Source organism: Streptosporangium sp. NPDC050148, assembly GCF_055586505.1.
The window spans coordinates 10,234-24,266 of record NZ_JBVJIA010000052.1 but is presented as its reverse complement, the minus strand read 5'-3'; the positions used below and the strand labels follow the sequence as shown (position 1 = coordinate 24,266).

Below are 14,033 nucleotides of genomic sequence, written 5' to 3'. Positions count from 1 at the left end.
TTCTGCGGAGGAATGCACACTCAAGCCGCAGAGTGCACTATTACGGCTTTTCCGGCTTTTTCGACTGTCCCGCACCGGAGGCGAGGGTGGACACCAGCAACACCACGCCCCAGGGACCCATCACCCACAGCGGCCAGGGGTAAGGGAAGTCGAGCCCGGAGGTCACGCCGACGATCAGCCAGATCATCCAGTTGATGCCGCTGGCCGTCGCCCAGACGGCCCAGGCGGCCCCCAGGCCCTTGTCCGGCGCCGCCGCGCCCGTGGCCCCGGTGGCACGCTGCGGGGCCTTGGAAGGGGTCTCGGGGAGGCTGCGCAGATCGACGTCGGGAAGGTCGTAGGTCAGCGTGGCCAGTTCCCCGTAGGTCTTGCTGGTGTAGAGCTGCTCCAGGCGCTCGTCGAACTCCTCGGTGGTCAGGCGCCCCTGGGCGTAGTGCTCCCGCAGGACCGAGGCGACCTTGTCGCGGTCCCCGTCGGAGGCCCGCATCTCAGGACCGGACGGCATGTCAACCACATCCACTCAGCACCGGGCCCGAACTAGCCCGCGTCTCCCAACAGGTCGGCAAGCCGCTCTTTACCCCCGTCAAGCGCGGTCAGTACCCAAGGACCATTATGTGTCACGGCGACGCTGTGCTCGAAGTGCGCGGACATCTTCCCGTCGACCGTGACCACGGTCCAGTCGTCGGCCAGCACCTTGGTCCGGTCCGTCCCCAGGTTGACCATGGGCTCGACCGCGAAGCACATGCCCTCCTCGAACTTCGGCCCGCGACCGGGCCTGCCGTGGTTGGCCACCCACGGGTCCATGTGCATCTCGGTGCCGATGCCGTGCCCGCCGTACTCCTGCGGGATGCCGTAGCGCCCCTGGGAGCGGACGTACCGCTCCACCTCGTGGCCGATGTCGGAGAGGTGACGGCCCACGGTGAGCGCGGCGATGCCCCGCCACATGGCCTCCTCGGTGACCCGCATGAGCTCGGTCAGCTCGGGGGCCACCTCGCCGACCGGCACGGTCACGGCCGAGTCGCCGTGCCAGCCGTCCAGGATGGCGCCGCAGTCGATCGAGATGATGTCGCCCTCGCGCAGCTTGCGGCGATCACTCGGGATGCCGTGCACGACCTCGTGGTTGACCGAGGCGCAGATCGTGGCGGGGAAACCCTGGTAGCCCTTGAACGAGGGGATCGCCCCCTCGTCGCGGATGGCCTTCTCGGCGATGGCGTCGAGGTCCAGGGGCGTCATGCCGGGCTGGACGCATCCGCGCAGCAGGTTCAGGGTACGGCCGACCACCAGGCCGGCCGCCCGCATCCTGTCGAGCTGCTCGGGCGTCTTGATCTGGATTCCGTGCTTGTTCTTCTTGAACACCTGCACACCCCCTGGGGTGACTCAACGGACGGACCGGGACGCCAATTCCCCCGATTCTGCCCTAAATGGCAGTACGCCACCCATGGGAACCCATGGGTGGCGTACAGGGCGTATATGACCGCTTCGTCAGCCGGCGTAGGGGCTCAGGGCCTCCATCGCACGCCGGGTGACCTCCTCCACCGGACCGGTGGCGTCCACGCCGACCAGGATGCCCTCGCCGGCGTAGAAGGAGACCAGGGGGGCGGTCTGCTCCTGGTAGACCTCCAGGCGGTGCCTGACGGTCTCCTCCTTGTCGTCGTCGCGCTGGTAGAGCCTCCCGTTGCAGGCGTCGCAGACGTCGTCCTTCTTGTCGTCGAAGTCGACGTGCCAGATACGGCCGCACTGGCTGCAGGTACGGCGGCCCGCGAGCCTGCGCACGACCTCCTCGTCGTCGACCACGAGCTCCAGGACGAGGTCCAGCCCGGCCCCGAACTCGGCGAGGATCTTCTTCAGGATCTCGGCCTGGGGCACGTTCCTGGGGAAGCCGTCGAGCAGGAAACCGTCCTGCGCGTCCTTCTCGGCGAGACGGTCGCGGACCATCGCGATGGTGACCTCGTCGGGTACGAGGTCGCCGCGGTCCATGTATTCCTTGGCAAGCTTGCCGAGCTCCGTGCCGCCCGAGACGTTGGCGCGGAAGATGTCACCTGTCGAAATCTTCGGGATCGACAGGTTCGATGCGACGAACTGGGCCTGTGTCCCCTTACCCGCTCCGGGGGGCCCGACCAGGACGAGGCGCACTACTTCAGGAAGCCTTCATAGTTGCGCTGCTGCAGCTGGCTCTCGATCTGCTTCACGGTGTCAAGGCCGACACCAACCATGATCAGAATGCTCGTCCCTCCGAACGGGAAGTTCTGACTCGCGCCGACGAGCGCCAGCGCGACGATCGGCACCATGGAGATCAGGCCCAGATACAGCGCGCCGGGAGCGGTGAGTCGCGTGAGCACGAAGTTCAAGTACTCAGCCGTCGGGCGCCCCGGGCGGATGCCCGGGATGAACCCACCGTACTTCTTCATGTTGTCGGCGACCTCAACGGGGTTGAAGGTAATCGACACGTAGAAGTACGTGAAGAAGACGATCAACAGGAAGAACGTGATCATGTACGTCGGGGTGGTGCCGCCGCCGCCGAACTCCTGGGAGATCCACTGGATGATCGGGTGGGGCTCCGACTGGGTGTTCGTGAAGAGCGTGGTGATCAGCTGCGGCAGGTACAGCAGCGACGAGGCGAAGATGACCGGGATGATGCCGGCCTGGTTGACCTTGAGCGGGATGTAGGTGGAGGTCCCCCCGTACATCCGGCGGCCGACCATGCGCTTGGCGTACTGCACCGGGATGCGGCGCTGTGCCTGCTCCACCATCACGACCAGGGCGATCATCGCGATACCGACGACGATGACCACGGCGAAGACGAAGGCGCCCTTCTGGCGGGCGATGTTCATCAGCTCGGACGGGAAGACCGCGATGACCTGCGTGAAGATCAGGATCGACATGCCGTTGCCGATGCCGCGGTCGGTGATCAGCTCACCCAGCCACATGACAACGGCGGTGCCGGCGGTCATGGTCAGCACCATCGTGACGATGGCGAAGACGTTGTCCTTGTCGAGCAGGATCTCCTCGCGGCACTGCGGGAACAGCTGCCCGGTGCGCGCCAGCGCCACGAAGGCGGTCGACTGGAGAACGGCCAGCCCGACCGTCAGGTAACGGGTGTACTGCGTGATCTTGGTCTGCCCGGCCTGGCCCTCCTTCTTGAGGGCCTCCAGCCTCGGAATCACCACGACGAGCAGCTGAAGAATGATGCTCGCGGTGATGTAGGGCATGATGCCCAGGGCGAAGACTGAAAGTTTCAGAAGCGCGCCGCCGCTGAACAGCTGCACCATTCCGTAGATGTTGCCCGCGTCCCCCGCTTGCGCCTGGGTGAGACAACGGCTGATGTTCTCGGTATGCACACCCGGGGTCGGCAGAACCGATCCAAGTCGGAACAGCGCGATGATGCCCAAGGTGAAGAGCAACTTCTTACGCAGGTCCGGCGTACGGAACGCTCGGGTAAATGCGGTCAGCACGGTCCCTCCTGCGCGCCTGAAAGGCGAGGTCGGTCAGCGATGGTGCGGGGGTGTTCCATCTTTGCCATATCCAGTCAATGAGCCCGAGGAAATGAGTCGAGGCCCACTGTCCAGCGAACTCTAACGCACTACGGGCGCGGGAGCCCATTGCTGAGCCCCCGCGCCACGTGATGATGACACCTACAGCTCGGAGACGGAGCCCCCGGCAGCGGCGATCTTGTCCTTGGCGGCCGAGGAGAACGCGTGCGCCTCCACGTTCAACGCCACGGACAGCTCGCCGGTTCCCAGAACCTTGACGAGCTGGTTCTTGCGGACCGCGCCCTTGGCGACGAGCGCCTCCACGGTGACGTCGCCACCGTCGGGGAACAGCTCACCGAGCCGGTCGAGGTTGACGACCTGGTAGGTCGTCTTGAAGAGGGCGTTGGAGAAGCCCTTCATCTTGGGCAGGCGCCGCTGCAGCGGGACCTGTCCGCCTTCGAAGCCCAGGGGAACCTTGTTCCTGGCCCTCGTGCCCTTGGTGCCACGACCCGAGGTCTTGCCCTTGGACGCCTCGCCACGGCCCTTGCGGACCTTGGACTTGTTGGCGCCGGGGGCCGGACGCAGGTGGTGGATGCGGAGCGGAGTGTTCTCTGCCATGTCTAGTCGACCTCTTCCACGGTGACGAGGTGCGTCACCACGGTGACCATGCCGCGGATCTCCGGGCGGTCCTCCTTGACGACGACGTCACCGATTCGCTTCAGACCGAGCGAGCGCAGCGAGTCACGCTGGTTCTGCTTGCCACCGATCTTCGAGCGGACCTGGGTGATCTTCAGGCGTGCCATCGGTCAGCTCACCGCCTTCGCGGCCGCGGCCTCGGCGAGACCCTCGGCGCGAGCCTTGAGCATCGCCTTGGGCGCGACGTCCTCGATCGGCAGGCCACGGCGGGCGGCGATCTCCTCGGGCCTGCTGAGGCCCTTCAGAGCCGCCACGGTGGCGTGCACGATGTTGATCGGGTTGTCCGAGCCGAGCGACTTGGACAGCACGTCGTGGATGCCGGCGCACTCCAGCACGGCGCGCACCGGGCCACCGGCGATGACGCCGGTACCGGGCGAGGCCGGACGCAGGAAGACGACGCCCGCGGCCTCTTCGCCCTGCACGATGTGCGGGATGGTGCCCTGGATCCGGGGCACCCTGAAGAAGTTCTTCTTGGCCTCCTCGACGCCCTTGGCGATCGCCGCGGGCACCTCCTTGGCCTTGCCGTAACCGACGCCGACCATGCCGTTGCCGTCACCGACGATGACGAGGGCGGTGAAGCTGAAGCGACGACCACCCTTCACGACCTTGGCCACTCGGTTGATCTTCACGACGCGCTCGATGTACGAGACGCCCTTGTCAGCGTTGCCACCGCGGCGGTCGTCACGACGACCGTCACGCCGCTCGCCACCGGCGGCGCCACCGCGACGCGGAGCTCCAGCCATTAGTGGTTCCTCTTCTCATTCGTAAGACGGGCCATCGGTTGCGGTCCTCGGAAAGGAGTCATCAGAACTCCAGTCCGCCTTCGCGAGCGCTCTCCGCGAGCGCCGCGATACGGCCCGCGTAGCGGTTGCCACCCCGGTCGAACACGACCGCGGTGATCCCGGCCGCCTTGGCCCGCTGAGCGAGAAGCTCGCCGACCTGCTTGGCCTTGTCGGTCTTGGCGCCGTCCGCCGAGCGCAGCGAGGCGTCCATGGTGGACGCGCTCACCAGCGTGTGGCCCTGGGCGTCGTCGACGATCTGCACGAAGAGGTGCCTCGTGGAGCGGTTGACGACCAGACGCGGACGCGTGGCCGTGCCGACCACCTTCTTGCGGACTCGGCCGTGGCGGCGGGCCCGCGAGACGGCGCGGGCGGCCGTGTGCTTGCCGAACGCAGTCTTGCCAGCCATGCCTACTTACCAGCCTTTCCGACCTTGCGGCGGATAACTTCACCCTGGTAACGCACACCCTTGCCCTTGTACGGGTCGGGCTTGCGCAACTTACGGATGTTCGCGGCGATCTCGCCGACCTTCTGCTTGTCGATGCCGTCCACGTGGAACAGGGTCGGCCGCTCGACGCGGAAGGTGACGCCCTCGGGGGCGTCGACGATCACCGGGTGACTGAAACCGAGAGCGAACTCGAGCTGAGTCGGGCTCTTGGCCTGGACGCGGTAACCGACGCCGACGATCTCCAGGGTCTTGGAGTACCCCTGGGTGACACCGGTCACCATGTTGGCGACCAGGGTGCGGGACAGGCCGTGCAGCGCACGGACCTTGTTCTCGTCGTTGGGGCGGGTGACGGAGAGGTTCCCGTCGTCGCCCTTGGCGATCGCGATGGGTTCCGCGACCGTGTGTGAAAGTGTGCCCTTAGGACCCTTGACCGTGACGTCCCGGCCGTCGATGGCGACGTCCACTCCGTTCGGTACGGGGATGGGCAGCCGTCCGATTCTTGACATGCTGTTCGTTCTCCCCTCTACCAAACGAAGGCGAGGACTTCCCCGCCCACTCCACGCTTGCCGGCCTGCTTGTCCGTCATGAGACCGCCGGACGTCGAGATGATCGCGACGCCCAGTCCGCCCAGGACTCGGGGCAGGTTGTCCTTCTTTGCATAGACCCGCAGGCCGGGCTTGGAAACCCGGCGCAGGCCCGCGAGCGACCGCTCACGGCTCGGCCCGAACTTGAGCTCCACCACGAGGTTCTTCCCGACCTTGGCGTCTTCGACGGTCCAGGCCTGGATGTATCCCTCCTGCTGGAGGATCTCGGCGATGTGCGCCTTGATCTTCGAGTACGGCATCGCCACGCTGTCGTGGTACGCCGAGTTCGCGTTTCGCAGACGCGTCAGCATGTCTGCGATCGGGTCGGTCATCGTCATGGCCGGTGGCCTTCCTCACCGCGGTTTCCACAGGGGACCTACGGTGCGGTCATGGGCGCTTCGATCAGCGCCCGGTGAATACGAAATTCTATGTGGGGCCGGAGACCGCGCGGACCCGTGGGGTCACGGGACCGCGCGGAGGGCTACCAGCTCGACTTGGTGATGCCGGGCAGCTCGCCCCGGTGCGCCATCTCGCGGAAGCAGATGCGGCACAGGCCGAACTTCCGGTAGACGGCGCGGGGACGGCCACAGCGCGAGCAGCGGGTGTAGGCCCGGACCTCGAACTTGGCCTTGCGAGCAGCCTTGACCTTGAGCGACGTCTTCGCCATGATCAGGCCTCCTTGAAGGGGAATCCGAGGTGCTTCAGCAGCGCCCGGCCCTGGTCGTCGGTCTTAGCGGTGGTCACGACCGTGATGTCCATGCCCCGCTGACGGTCGACCTTGTCCTGGTCGATCTCGTGGAACATGACCTGCTCGGTGAGACCGAAGGTGTAGTTCCCGTTGCCGTCGAACTGCTTGGGCGACAGGCCCCGGAAGTCACGGATACGGGGCAGCGCCAGCGAGAGCAGCCGGTCGAGGAACTCCCACATGCGGTCACCGCGGAGCGTGACGTGAGCGCCGATCGGCATGCCCTCGCGCAGCTTGAACTGGGCGATGGACTTGCGGGCGCGGACGACCGCCGGCTTCTGGCCGGTGATCACGGTGAGGTCGCGGACGGCGCCTTCGATCAGCTTCGAGTCGCGCGCGGCCTCGCCGACGCCCATGTTCACCTTGATCTTGGTGATCGTGGGCACCAGCATGATGTTCTCGAACCCGAAGTCCTCGTTCAGCTTCGCGATGATCTCTTCGCGGTAGCGCTGCTTGAGGCGCGGAAGGGTCCGCTGCTCGGTCTCGGTGGTGTTCGCGGTCATCACTTGTCCCCGCCCGTCTCGTCGGAGGCGGCCTCGGCCGTCTCCTTCCCGGCGGGCTTGTCGTCCTTGGCGGGCTTGGCCTCGGCCTTGGCGGACGTGTCGTCCTTGGTGGCCTTGGTGGACTTGGCGTCATCCTTGGCGGGCTTGGCGTCATCCTTGAGCTTCTTGACGTTGCTCACGTGGATGGGAGCCTCCATCGTCTGCACGCCGCCGCTCTTGGCGCCGCGCGGACCCTGGTTGGTCTCCTTGGAGTGCTTGGTGACCATGTTGACGCCCTCGACCACCACGCGCTCGTCACGCGGGTGGGCGGCGATCACGCGGCCCTTGGCACCCTTGTCCTTGCCGGCGATGACCAGCACCAGGTCACCCTTTTTCACGTGCAGCTTCGGCATTACAACACCTCCGGCGCGAGCGAGATGATCCGCATGAACTTCTTGTCACGCAGCTCGCGTCCGACGGGACCGAAGATGCGAGTGCCCCGCGGGTCGCCGCTGTCCTTGATGATGACGGCGGCGTTCTCGTCGAAGCGGATGTAGGAGCCGTCGGGCCGGCGGCGCTCCTTGACAGTACGGACGATGACGGCCTTGACCACATCGCCCTTCTTCACGGTGCCGCCCGGGATGGCGTCCTTGACCGTGGCGACGATGATGTCGCCGATTCCCGCGTAGCGCCGGCCCGAGCCGCCGAGCACGCGGATGCAAAGGACTTCCTTCGCACCGGTGTTGTCGGCGACCTTGAGCCGCGACTCCTGCTGGATCACTTGAACTCCTGTTTGTCTCGCCGGTTCTCACCCTCGGGTGAGCCTTGCGGAACCTGCTGGGTCTTTGTCCTGCGACCACAGCCCTGACGGACCGCGGCCGAGGCGGGGCGAAGATCGCTTCGCCCCCTTGGACGCCGTCGTGGGGGGTGACACCGTCACCCCCCACGAGGCGTGTGGCCTACTTGGCCTTTTCGAGGATCTCGATGACGCGCCAGCGCTTGCTGGCCGACAGCGGCCGGGTCTCCATCAGGAGAACGCGGTCGCCGACGCCGCAGTCGTTGGCCTCGTCGTGCGCCTTGTACTTGGTCGTCCTGCGGATGACCTTGCCGTACAGGGGGTGCTTGACGCGGTCCTCGACGGCGACCACGACGGTCTTGTCCATCTTGTCACTGACGACCAGGCCCTCGCGGGTCTTGCGGTAGTTCCGCGCCTTGGTCGTGCTCTCGGTGCTCTCGGTGGTCTCCACGGCCTCAGCCATCGATCGACTCCTTCTCTACCGTGACGATTTTGAGCTCCCGCTCGCGCATCACGGTGTAGATACGGGCGATCTCGCGGCGAACGGCACGCAGCCGCCCGTGGCTCTCCAACTGGCCGGTCGCGGCCTGGAAGCGGAGGTTGAACAGCTCCTCCTTGGCTTCCTTCAGCTTCGTGACCAGCGTGTCCTGGTCCTCCACCCGCAGCTCACCAGCGGTCAGGCCCTTAGCCATCACGCCTCACCCACTTCACGCTTGACGAACCGGCACTTCATCGGCAGCTTGTGCATGGCGCGCCGCAGGGCCTCGCGAGCCACCGGCTCGGCGACACCCGACAGCTCGAACATGATGCGGCCGGGCTTGACGTTGGCGATCCACCACTCCGGCGAACCCTTACCGGAACCCATACGGGTCTCGGCAGGCTTCTTGGTGAGGGGACGGTCCGGGTAGATGTTGATCCAGACCTTTCCGCCACGCTTGATGTGACGGGTCATCGCGATACGAGCCGACTCGATCTGGCGGTTGGTCACGTAGGAGTGCTCAAGCGCCTGAATGCCGAACTCGCCGAACACGACCCTGGTGCCGCCCTTGGCGGCGCCGTGACGGTCGGGCCGGTGCTGCTTGCGGTGCTTGACCCTGCGCGGGATCAGCATGGTCAGCTCCCTTCAGCACCCGGCTGCGCAGCCGGGCCGGTCTCGGGGGCGGCCTGCGAGGCCGCCTCGTTCCTGGGTGCGGACGGAGCCGCGGCGCGGTCACCACGACCGGCACCGGCGCCACCGGCACCGCCGCCACGACGGGCGCCACCGGCGCCGCCACCACGACGGGGACGGTCGCCGCCGCCACCGGCACCGGGGCCACGACGGTCGTCGCGGTCACGGCGCTGGCCCGCGCGGGCACCGGCGGCGGCCGCCTCACGCTCGGCGCGGCTGGTCGGGGCCTCACCCTTGTAGATCCACACCTTCACGCCGATGCGGCCGAAGGTGGTGCGGGCCTCGTACAGGCCGTAGTCGATGTCCGCGCGGAGGGTGTGCAGGGGCACGCGGCCCTCGCGGTAGAACTCCGAGCGGGACATCTCGGCGCCGCCCAGACGACCCGAGCACTGCACCCGGATGCCCTTGGCGCCGCTCTTCATCGCCGACTGCATCGCCTTGCGCATGGCACGGCGGAACGAGACACGGCTGGACAGCTGCTCGGCCACACCCTGGGCGACGAGCTGAGCGTCGATCTCAGGGTTCTTGACCTCGAGGATGTTCAGCTGGACCTGCTTCTTGGTCAGCTTCTCGAGGTCACCGCGGATCCGGTCCGCCTCGGCGCCGCGGCGGCCGATGACGATGCCCGGACGGGCGGTGTGAATGTCGACCTGTACCCGGTCGGTGGTCCGCTCGATCTCCACCTTGGAGATGCCGGCCCGCTCCATGCCCTTTTTGAGCATGCGGCGGATCGCCACGTCTTCGGCCACGTACGACTTGTAGAGCTTGTCGGCGTACCACCGGCTCTTGAAGTCGGTCGTGATGCCGAGGCGGAACCCGTGCGGGTTGACCTTCTGACCCACTAGCGGGTCCTCCCCTTCGGCTCGCGGGACTCCACGATCACGGTGATGTGGCTGGTCCGCTTGTTGATCCGATAGGCGCGACCCTGGGCGCGGGGACGAAACCGCTTCAGCGTCGGGCCCTCGTCGACCCAGGCACGGCTCACGAAGAGCGTCTCCCGGTCGAGCTTGAAGTTGTGCTCCGCGTTGGCAATGGCGCTGGACAGCACCTTGTACACGGTCTCGCTCGCCGACTGGGGAGCGAACTGCAGCACGGCCTGCGCCTCCGAAGCGGGCAGCCCGCGAATGAGGTCCACCACGCGGCGGGCCTTCATGGGCGTGTGGCGCGCGAACCGCGCCTGAGCCCTGGCTTCCATCGCTTACTCCTCTTACCTTCTGCTTCGTGTCGGTCGGGTCTGTCTCGCCCGGTGGTGACCGGTACGGCTCTCGCCGTCCGGTCGTCTGCGGGCGGGACGAGCCCTCCCTGTGAGGCGCTTTATCGCCGGCTGCGGCGGTCTTCCTTGACGTGGCTGCGGAAGGTTCGCGTCGGGGCGAACTCACCGAGCTTGTGGCCGATCATCGACTCGGTGACGAACACCGGGACGTGCTTGCGGCCGTCGTGAACGGCGATCGTGTGGCCGAGCATGTCGGGCACGATCATGGAGCGCCGCGACCACGTCTTGATGACGTTTTTGGTGCCCTTCTCGTTCTGGACATCCACCTTCTTCTGAAGGTGGTCGTCCACGAAGGGACCCTTCTTGAGGCTACGTGGCATTTTGGCTGCTCCTACCGCTTCTTCCGCTTGGTACGACGGCGGATGATCAGCCGGTCGCTGGCCTTGTTCGCCGCACGAGTACGACCCTCGGGCTTGCCCTTGGGGTTGACGGGGTGACGACCGCCGGAGGTCTTACCCTCACCACCACCGTGCGGGTGGTCGACCGGGTTCATCGCGACACCGCGGACGGTGGGGCGCTTGCCCTTCCACCGCATGCGTCCGGCCTTGCCCCAGTTGATGTTGGCCTGCTCGGCGTTGCCGACCTGGCCGACGGCGGCCCGGCAGCGGACGTCGACCTGGCGCATCTCGCCGGAGGGCATACGCAGCGTGGCGTACTGCCCCTCCTTGGCCAGAAGCTGGATCTGCGCGCCGGCGGACCGGCCCAGCTTGGCGCCGCCACCCGGACGGAGCTCCACCGCGTGGATGAAGGTACCCGTCGGGATGTTGCGCAGCGGGAGGCAGTTGCCCGGCTTGATGTCGGCCGTGGGGCCGTTCTCGATGTTGTCGCCCTGCTTCAGGCCGGTCGGGCAGAGGATGTAGCGCTTCTCCCCGTCGGCGTAGTGCAGCAGCGCGATGCGGGACGTGCGGTTCGGGTCGTACTCGATGTGAGCGACCTTGGCCGGGATCCCGTCCTTGTCGTGACGCCGGAAATCGATGATCCGGTAGGCGCGCTTGTGGCCACCGCCCTGGTGACGGGTGGTGACACGGCCGTGGACGTTACGGCCACCCTTGCTGTGCAAGGGTGCAAGCAGCGACTTCTCGGGCGTGCTGCGCGTGATCTCGGCAAAGTCCGAGACGCTGGCGCCGCGGCGACCCGGGGTCGTCGGCTTGAGTTTACGGATGCCCATCTTTTTCGTTCATCCTTCGTCGGTTAATCCGGTCGAATGCCCCTCACCGGCTGGTGAGGGGCTTTCTCCCTGTACGTACTGAGCGAGCGCGTCAGCCGATCTGACCGAAGATGTCGATCCGGTCGCCCTCGACCAGGCTCACGATCGCCCGCTTGGTGGCGGGGCGCTGGCCGTAGCCGAACCTGGTCCGCTTGCGCTTGCCCTGGCGGTTGATGGTGTTGACGCTGGCCACCTTGACACCGAAGATCTTCTCTACGGCGATCTTGACCTGCGTCTTGTTGGCCGTCTTCCGCACCAGGAACGTGTACTTGTTGTGCTCGTCGATCAGGCCGTAGCTCTTCTCGGAGACCACCGGCTTGATGATGATGTCGCGCGGGTCGGCGATCTTCTCCATCAGGCGTCTTCCTTCCCGCTCTTGCTCAGACGGGCCACGATCTGGTCGTAGGCCGCCTGGGTGAAGACCACGTCGTCGTAGCAGAGCACGTCGTAGGTGTTGAGCTGCCCGGCGTCCAGCAGGTGGACCTCGGGGGCGTTGCGCAGGCTCAGCCAGGTGAGCTCGTCACCCTCGTCGACGACGACGAGAACGCTACGGGCCTTGGTGATCCTGCGAAGCGACTCGAGAGCCGCCTTGGTCGCCGGGGTCTCCCCCGCGACCAGACCGCTGACCACGTGAACGCGGCCACCGGTCGCCCGGTCGGACAGGGCACCGCGCAGGGCGGCGGCCTTCATCTTCTTGGGAGTCTTCTGCGAGTAGTCCCGCGGCACCGGGCCGTGGACGGTGCCACCGCCGGCGAACTGCGGGGCGCGGGTCGAGCCCTGACGGGCGCGGCCGGTGCCCTTCTGGCGGTACGGCTTCTTGCCGCCGCCCCGGACCTCACCGCGGGTCTTGGCCTTGTGGGTGCCCTGCCGGCGAGCGGCGAGCTGGGCCACGACGACCTGGTGGATCAGCGGGATGTTGACCTTCGTGCCGAAGATGTCCTCCGGCAGGTCGACGGTGCCGGCCTTGTCGCCGCTCACGTCGAGGACGTCAATGGTGCTCACTTGGCAGCCCCCTTCTTGGCGGCGGTGCGGACCAGGACCAGGCTGCCGTTGGCGCCGGGGATCGCACCCTTGATCAGGATGAGGCCCTTCTCGGCGTCCACGGCGTGAACCTTGAGGCTCTGGACGGTCGTGCGGACGTTGCCCATCCGGCCGGCCATGCGCACGCCCTTGAAGACGCGGCCCGGGGTGGCGCAGCCACCGATGGAACCCGGCGAGCGGTGCTTGCGCTGCGTACCGTGGGAGGCGCCCAGGCCCTTGAAGCCGTGGCGCTTCATGACACCGGCGAAGCCCTTGCCCTTGCTCTTGCCCGTCACGTCGACGAACTGGCCGGCCTCGAAGGTGTCGGCCGAGAGCTCCTGGCCCAGGGTGTAGTCACCGGCGTCGTCGGTGCGGATCTCCGCGAAGTAACGGCGCGGGGTGATGTCGTGCTTGCGCAGGTAGTCGCCGAGCGGCTTGTTGACCTTCCGTGGGTCGACCTGCCCGAAGCCCAGCTGAACGGCGGAGTAGCCGTCCTTCTCGGGGGTGCGGACGCGGGTCACGACGCACGGACCGGCCTCGACGACGGTCACCGGGACCATCCGGTTGTCCGCGTCGAAGACCTGGGTCATGCCGAGCTTCTTGCCCAGGACGCCCTTGATCTGCTTAGCCATGTCAGTGCGTTCCCTCAGAGCTTGATCGAGATGTCGACGCCGGCGGGAAGGTCGAGTCGCATGAGCGAGTCGACGGTCTTCGGCGTCGGGTCGATGATGTCAATGAGCCGCTTGTGCGTGCGCATCTCAAAGTGCTCGCGGCTGTCCTTGTACTTGTGCGGCGAGCGGATGACGCAGTACACGTTCTTCTCGGTCGGCAGCGGCACCGGGCCCGCGACCTTGGCGCCAGTCCGTGTCACCGTCTCGACGATCTTCTTGGCCGAAACGTCGATGACCTCGTGGTCATAGGCCTTGAGCCGAATGCGGATCTTCTGTCCCGCCATAATGGCCTCGGTGTCCTTCGCTGTCGTCTGAAAAAGTTACGTGCGGCCTGTTGCCGCTGTGCTGTGGGGCGGGTCCGTCTCGCGACGTCCCCTCCGCCTCGTACGGGAGTCCGTGTCCCCCCGCGGGGGCGTTCTCCGTACGTGTCCCACGTAGCAGACGCTGAGAGTCCGCGCTTTCTTCCGTGATCTGGCAGTCACTTCGGCAGTTTTTCCGGCCGAAGCCACTGCGAGATCACGGTTCGTGGGTCCTGCCAGGTCCGCGCCCTGCGGCGCGGGCCCCTCGTGGCGCGGGGGGGGGGGGGGGGGGGGGGGGGGGGGGAGGGGGGGGGGGGGGGGGAGTGGGGGGGGGGGGGGGGGGAGCGCCAACAAAGAGGGCGGAAAAAGCAACGAGGAGGGAATGGGGGGGGGCCACA

The 14,033-nt window shown here is 66.8% G+C and carries 24 protein-coding genes and 1 pseudogene; all 25 read right to left on the bottom strand.

The genetic code is table 11. The annotated features are described in order from the left end of the window. Positions 1 to 40: 40 nt before the first annotated feature. The 25 genes and pseudogenes from ACZ6RT_RS35395 to rpsJ all read right to left on the bottom strand — a co-directional run bounded on the left by ACZ6RT_RS35395 (position 41) and on the right by rpsJ (position 13,620). Positions 41 to 502 carry a DUF1707 domain-containing protein gene (locus ACZ6RT_RS35395; protein ID WP_399185744.1) on the bottom strand — a complete coding sequence of 154 codons (462 nt, stop codon included), beginning with the start codon at positions 500 to 502 and terminating at the stop codon, positions 41 to 43. A gap of 32 nt (positions 503 to 534) precedes the next feature. Further along, positions 535 to 1,353: a type I methionyl aminopeptidase gene (map, locus tag ACZ6RT_RS35390; RefSeq protein ID WP_399185743.1), complete on the bottom strand. Its 819-nt coding sequence runs from the start codon at positions 1,351 to 1,353 to the stop codon at positions 535 to 537. A gap of 126 nt (positions 1,354 to 1,479) precedes the next feature. Then, positions 1,480 to 2,130 carry an adenylate kinase gene (locus tag ACZ6RT_RS35385; protein ID WP_399185742.1) on the bottom strand — a complete coding sequence of 217 codons (651 nt, stop codon included), beginning with the start codon at positions 2,128 to 2,130 and terminating at the stop codon, positions 1,480 to 1,482. After that, positions 2,130 to 3,449: a preprotein translocase subunit SecY gene (gene secY / locus ACZ6RT_RS35380; protein ID WP_399185741.1), complete on the bottom strand. Its 1,320-nt coding sequence runs from the start codon at positions 3,447 to 3,449 to the stop codon at positions 2,130 to 2,132. The genes ACZ6RT_RS35385 and secY overlap by 1 nt, the downstream gene beginning before the upstream one ends. Before the next feature lie 180 nt (positions 3,450 to 3,629). Continuing rightward, positions 3,630 to 4,085, bottom strand: a complete 456-nt coding sequence (gene rplO / locus ACZ6RT_RS35375) for a 50S ribosomal protein L15 (RefSeq protein WP_399185740.1) — start codon at positions 4,083 to 4,085, stop codon at positions 3,630 to 3,632. Positions 4,086 to 4,087: 2 nt separating this feature from the next. Next, positions 4,088 to 4,270, bottom strand: a complete 183-nt coding sequence (rpmD, locus tag ACZ6RT_RS35370; RefSeq protein ID WP_012887849.1) for a 50S ribosomal protein L30 — start codon at positions 4,268 to 4,270, stop codon at positions 4,088 to 4,090. A gap of 3 nt (positions 4,271 to 4,273) precedes the next feature. Continuing rightward, entirely contained in the window at positions 4,274 to 4,906 is a 633-nt protein-coding gene (rpsE, locus tag ACZ6RT_RS35365; protein WP_344890012.1) for a 30S ribosomal protein S5, read from the bottom strand. Positions 4,907 to 4,967: 61 nt separating this feature from the next. Next, the gene (gene rplR / locus ACZ6RT_RS35360) at positions 4,968 to 5,351 is read right to left on the bottom strand and encodes a 50S ribosomal protein L18 (RefSeq protein ID WP_399185739.1); all 384 of its coding nucleotides are present in this window, start codon (positions 5,349 to 5,351) and stop codon (positions 4,968 to 4,970) included. A gap of 2 nt (positions 5,352 to 5,353) precedes the next feature. Beyond that, positions 5,354 to 5,896 carry a 50S ribosomal protein L6 gene (gene rplF / locus ACZ6RT_RS35355; RefSeq protein ID WP_329089952.1) on the bottom strand — a complete coding sequence of 181 codons (543 nt, stop codon included), beginning with the start codon at positions 5,894 to 5,896 and terminating at the stop codon, positions 5,354 to 5,356. Between the two features lie 17 nt (positions 5,897 to 5,913). Beyond that, positions 5,914 to 6,312, bottom strand: coding sequence for a 30S ribosomal protein S8 (gene rpsH / locus ACZ6RT_RS35350; protein ID WP_030912900.1), 399 nt, complete (start codon positions 6,310 to 6,312; stop codon positions 5,914 to 5,916). A 143-nt stretch (positions 6,313 to 6,455) separates the two neighbouring features. Beyond that, complete coding sequence (locus ACZ6RT_RS35345) at positions 6,456 to 6,641, bottom strand: type Z 30S ribosomal protein S14 (RefSeq protein ID WP_012887844.1); 186 nt, start codon at positions 6,639 to 6,641, stop codon at positions 6,456 to 6,458. 2 nt (positions 6,642 to 6,643) lie between these two features. Next, positions 6,644 to 7,222, bottom strand: a complete 579-nt coding sequence (rplE, locus tag ACZ6RT_RS35340; RefSeq protein WP_399185738.1) for a 50S ribosomal protein L5 — start codon at positions 7,220 to 7,222, stop codon at positions 6,644 to 6,646. 152 nt (positions 7,223 to 7,374) lie between these two features. Further along, positions 7,375 to 7,605, bottom strand: a pseudogene (rplX, locus tag ACZ6RT_RS35335) (50S ribosomal protein L24); the annotation flags it as partial. 8 nt (positions 7,606 to 7,613) lie between these two features. Then, entirely contained in the window at positions 7,614 to 7,982 is a 369-nt protein-coding gene (gene rplN, locus ACZ6RT_RS35330) for a 50S ribosomal protein L14 (RefSeq protein ID WP_012887841.1), read from the bottom strand. Between the two features lie 178 nt (positions 7,983 to 8,160). Beyond that, complete coding sequence (gene rpsQ, locus ACZ6RT_RS35325) at positions 8,161 to 8,460, bottom strand: 30S ribosomal protein S17 (RefSeq protein ID WP_344890024.1); 300 nt, start codon at positions 8,458 to 8,460, stop codon at positions 8,161 to 8,163. After that, positions 8,453 to 8,689, bottom strand: a complete 237-nt coding sequence (gene rpmC / locus ACZ6RT_RS35320; protein ID WP_344890026.1) for a 50S ribosomal protein L29 — start codon at positions 8,687 to 8,689, stop codon at positions 8,453 to 8,455. The genes rpsQ and rpmC overlap by 8 nt, the downstream gene beginning before the upstream one ends. Continuing rightward, the gene (gene rplP, locus ACZ6RT_RS35315) at positions 8,689 to 9,108 is read right to left on the bottom strand and encodes a 50S ribosomal protein L16 (RefSeq protein WP_184538242.1); all 420 of its coding nucleotides are present in this window, start codon (positions 9,106 to 9,108) and stop codon (positions 8,689 to 8,691) included. The genes rpmC and rplP overlap by 1 nt, the downstream gene beginning before the upstream one ends. 2 nt (positions 9,109 to 9,110) lie before the next feature. Continuing rightward, complete coding sequence (gene rpsC / locus ACZ6RT_RS35310; RefSeq protein ID WP_470158348.1) at positions 9,111 to 10,007, bottom strand: 30S ribosomal protein S3; 897 nt, start codon at positions 10,005 to 10,007, stop codon at positions 9,111 to 9,113. After that, complete coding sequence (gene rplV / locus ACZ6RT_RS35305) at positions 10,007 to 10,360, bottom strand: 50S ribosomal protein L22 (RefSeq protein ID WP_344890035.1); 354 nt, start codon at positions 10,358 to 10,360, stop codon at positions 10,007 to 10,009. Before rplV ends, rpsC begins: the two co-directional genes overlap by 1 nt. A gap of 119 nt (positions 10,361 to 10,479) precedes the next feature. After that, on the bottom strand, positions 10,480 to 10,758 hold the full coding sequence (rpsS, locus tag ACZ6RT_RS35300; protein WP_012887835.1) for a 30S ribosomal protein S19: 279 nt from the start codon (positions 10,756 to 10,758) through the stop codon (positions 10,480 to 10,482). 11 nt (positions 10,759 to 10,769) lie between these two features. After that, the gene (gene rplB / locus ACZ6RT_RS35295; protein WP_344890038.1) at positions 10,770 to 11,606 is read right to left on the bottom strand and encodes a 50S ribosomal protein L2; all 837 of its coding nucleotides are present in this window, start codon (positions 11,604 to 11,606) and stop codon (positions 10,770 to 10,772) included. A gap of 91 nt (positions 11,607 to 11,697) precedes the next feature. Next, positions 11,698 to 12,000: a 50S ribosomal protein L23 gene (gene rplW / locus ACZ6RT_RS35290; protein ID WP_030912923.1), complete on the bottom strand. Its 303-nt coding sequence runs from the start codon at positions 11,998 to 12,000 to the stop codon at positions 11,698 to 11,700. Beyond that, complete coding sequence (rplD, locus tag ACZ6RT_RS35285) at positions 12,000 to 12,647, bottom strand: 50S ribosomal protein L4 (RefSeq protein WP_399185737.1); 648 nt, start codon at positions 12,645 to 12,647, stop codon at positions 12,000 to 12,002. The genes rplW and rplD overlap by 1 nt, the downstream gene beginning before the upstream one ends. Beyond that, positions 12,644 to 13,297 (bottom strand): 50S ribosomal protein L3, encoded by a 654-nt coding sequence (gene rplC / locus ACZ6RT_RS35280; protein ID WP_399185736.1) that lies wholly within the window; start codon positions 13,295 to 13,297, stop codon positions 12,644 to 12,646. Before rplC ends, rplD begins: the two co-directional genes overlap by 4 nt. A gap of 14 nt (positions 13,298 to 13,311) precedes the next feature. Further along, complete coding sequence (rpsJ, locus tag ACZ6RT_RS35275) at positions 13,312 to 13,620, bottom strand: 30S ribosomal protein S10 (RefSeq protein ID WP_030912931.1); 309 nt, start codon at positions 13,618 to 13,620, stop codon at positions 13,312 to 13,314. Positions 13,621 to 14,033: the final 413 nt, after the last annotated feature.

Coding starts and splice junctions, on each gene's coding strand:
- rplF (WP_329089952.1), bottom strand. CDS start 5,896: ATGTCAAGAATCGGACGGCTGCCCATCCCCGTACCGAACGGAGTGGAC.
- rpsH (WP_030912900.1), bottom strand. CDS start 6,312: ATGACGATGACCGACCCGATCGCAGACATGCTGACGCGTCTGCGAAAC.
- rplV (WP_344890035.1), bottom strand. CDS start 10,360: ATGGAAGCCAGGGCTCAGGCGCGGTTCGCGCGCCACACGCCCATGAAG.
- rplE (WP_399185738.1), bottom strand. CDS start 7,222: ATGACCGCGAACACCACCGAGACCGAGCAGCGGACCCTTCCGCGCCTC.
- rpsJ (WP_030912931.1), bottom strand. CDS start 13,620: ATGGCGGGACAGAAGATCCGCATTCGGCTCAAGGCCTATGACCACGAG.
- rpsQ (WP_344890024.1), bottom strand. CDS start 8,460: ATGGCTGAGGCCGTGGAGACCACCGAGAGCACCGAGAGCACGACCAAG.
- ACZ6RT_RS35395 (WP_399185744.1), bottom strand. CDS start 502: ATGCCGTCCGGTCCTGAGATGCGGGCCTCCGACGGGGACCGCGACAAG.
- rpsE (WP_344890012.1), bottom strand. CDS start 4,906: ATGGCTGGAGCTCCGCGTCGCGGTGGCGCCGCCGGTGGCGAGCGGCGT.
- rplW (WP_030912923.1), bottom strand. CDS start 12,000: ATGGAGAAGATCGCCGACCCGCGCGACATCATCATCAAGCCGGTGGTC.
- rplR (WP_399185739.1), bottom strand. CDS start 5,351: ATGGCTGGCAAGACTGCGTTCGGCAAGCACACGGCCGCCCGCGCCGTC.
- ACZ6RT_RS35345 (WP_012887844.1), bottom strand. CDS start 6,641: ATGGCGAAGACGTCGCTCAAGGTCAAGGCTGCTCGCAAGGCCAAGTTC.
- rplP (WP_184538242.1), bottom strand. CDS start 9,108: ATGCTGATCCCGCGCAGGGTCAAGCACCGCAAGCAGCACCGGCCCGAC.
- rplO (WP_399185740.1), bottom strand. CDS start 4,085: ATGGCAGAGAACACTCCGCTCCGCATCCACCACCTGCGTCCGGCCCCC.
- rpmD (WP_012887849.1), bottom strand. CDS start 4,270: ATGGCACGCCTGAAGATCACCCAGGTCCGCTCGAAGATCGGTGGCAAG.
- rpmC (WP_344890026.1), bottom strand. CDS start 8,689: ATGGCTAAGGGCCTGACCGCTGGTGAGCTGCGGGTGGAGGACCAGGAC.
- rplC (WP_399185736.1), bottom strand. CDS start 13,297: ATGGCTAAGCAGATCAAGGGCGTCCTGGGCAAGAAGCTCGGCATGACC.
- rplB (WP_344890038.1), bottom strand. CDS start 11,606: ATGGGCATCCGTAAACTCAAGCCGACGACCCCGGGTCGCCGCGGCGCC.
- rpsS (WP_012887835.1), bottom strand. CDS start 10,758: ATGCCACGTAGCCTCAAGAAGGGTCCCTTCGTGGACGACCACCTTCAG.